Source organism: Polaromonas sp. P1_E3 (assembly GCF_056405935.1).
In genome coordinates this window covers 1-1968 of sequence record NZ_JBFUBD010000459.1, presented here as the reverse complement: position 1 = coordinate 1968, position 1968 = coordinate 1, and the positions used below count along the sequence as shown (strand labels likewise).

Genomic DNA, 1968 nt, shown 5'->3' with positions numbered 1-1968 from the left:
CGCTTAAAGCCGACAGTCATGCCATGTCTCAGGAGAAACATGCATGAGCTCTGAACTCGGTAATTCAAGGAAGGCCTGGTCGGTGCTGATTGTCAGCACACTGGCCTTCACCGTCTGCTTCATGGTCTGGATGATGTTCGGCGTGATCGGCATCCCGATCAAGAAGATGCTCAACCTCAACGCCACCGAGTTCGGCCTRCTCGCGGCCACGCCGGTGCTGACGGGTTCATTGATCCGCGTCCCCCTGGGCATCTGGACGGACCGTTACGGCGGGCGCATCGTTATGGCGATCCTGATGGCCATCACCGTGCCCGCGATCTGGCTCATGAGTTACGCCACGGCCTATTGGCATTTCCTGGTGATTGGCCTCTTTGTCGGCCTGGCCGGCGGATCGTTCTCGGTAGGCACACCTTACGTGGCGCGCTGGTTCCCAAAAAACCGCCAGGGCATGGCCATGGGCGTGTACGGCGCCGGCAACTCGGGCGCGGCCGTCAACAAATTTGTGGCGCCGGTGCTGCTGGTGGCCTTTGGCTGGGCCATGGTGCCGCAGACGTACGCCGTCATCATGCTGGGCGCGCTGGTGCTGTTCTGGCTGTTCAGCTACAGCGATCCTTCGCACCTGGTGCCCAGCCGCGTCAAGTTCAGCGACCAGCTCAAGGCACTGAAAGACCCCAAGGTGCTCAAGTACTGCCAGTACTACAGCATCGTSTTCGGCGGTTATGTSGCSCTGTCGCTCTGGATGGTGCAGTACTACGTGGGTGAGTTCGGCCTGGACATCCGCGTGGCAGCGTTGCTGGCTGCGTGTTTCTCTCTGCCCGGCGGCTTGCTGCGTGCCTTTGGCGGCGTGCTGTCGGACAAGTACGGCGCGCACAGCGTGACCTGGTGGGTGATGTGGGTGAGTTGGGTCTGCCTGTTCCTTTTGTCTTACCCGCAAACGGACTTCACCATTCTCACGGTCAACGGGCCAGCCACTTTCCATCTTGGGCTGAACGTCTACACCTTCACCGCGCTTATGTTCGCCCTGGGCATTGCCTGGGCTTTCGGCAAAGCCAGTGTTTTCAAGTACATCAGCGACGACTACGGCGCCAACATCGGCGCGATCAGCGGCATTGTCGGATTGGCCGGCGGCCTGGGCGGTTTCGTTTTACCGATCATTTTCGGCGTGCTCATGGATGTGACTGGCATCCGTTCAAGCGCCTTCATGTTCATGTATGGCGTGGTCTGGGTGTCGCTGATCTGGATGTACTGGACGGAAGTGCGCCGCACTGAGGTCATGGGTTCGAACGCAAGCGGCGCATCGGCCTGATGCGCTCATCTTCTTCAAGGGAAAAATCATGAGTACCAAGTCCGCAGCGAGTGCTGCCATTCCGGCTCTTCAGCCGCATTCCTCTGGCGCCGATATCACCGACTGGCGCCCAGAGGACGAGCAGTTCTGGGAAAGCACCGGCAAACGCATTGCTTACCGTAACCTCTGGATTTCCGTGCCCAGCCTCCTGTGCGGCTTTGCTGTCTGGGGCATGTGGGGCATCATCACCGTGCAGATGCTCAACCTGGGCTTTCCCTTCACCCAGGCCGAACTCTTCACACTCACAGCCATTGCGGGCCTGGCCGGCGCCACGATGCGCATTCCGGCCTCCTTTCTGATCCGGCTGGCTGGCGGGCGCAACACCATCTTCCTGACAACCTCCATGCTGCTGGCACCGGCCATCGGAACCGGCATCGTGCTGCAGCACCCCGAGTGGCCGCTGTGGTCTTTCCAGCTGATGGCGCTATGGTCGGGCGTGGGTGGCGGCAACTTCGCCAGCTCCATGTCCAACATCAGCACCTTTTTCCCCAAGCGCCTGCAGGGCACGGCACTCGGCCTGAATGCAGGCTTGGGCAATTTCGGCGTGACGACCATGCAGATCGTCATCCCGCTGGTGATGACTCTAAGTCTCTTCGGAGGCTTCGCGGGCGAATCGACCACAC

General features: G+C 60.5%; 2 protein-coding genes. Both read left to right on the top strand.

Annotated elements, in window-relative coordinates; translation table 11 throughout:
- Nucleotides 1-43 precede the first annotated feature (43 nt).
- Nucleotides 44-1306 (top strand): MFS transporter, encoded by a 1263-nt coding sequence (locus tag AC1D0Z_RS20525; protein WP_477660015.1) that lies wholly within the window; start codon nt 44-46, stop codon nt 1304-1306.
- Nucleotides 1307-1334: 28 nt separating this feature from the next.
- Nucleotides 1335-1968 (top strand): MFS transporter (locus AC1D0Z_RS20520; RefSeq protein ID WP_477660014.1); only part of this gene is annotated, 634 nt, incomplete at its 3' end.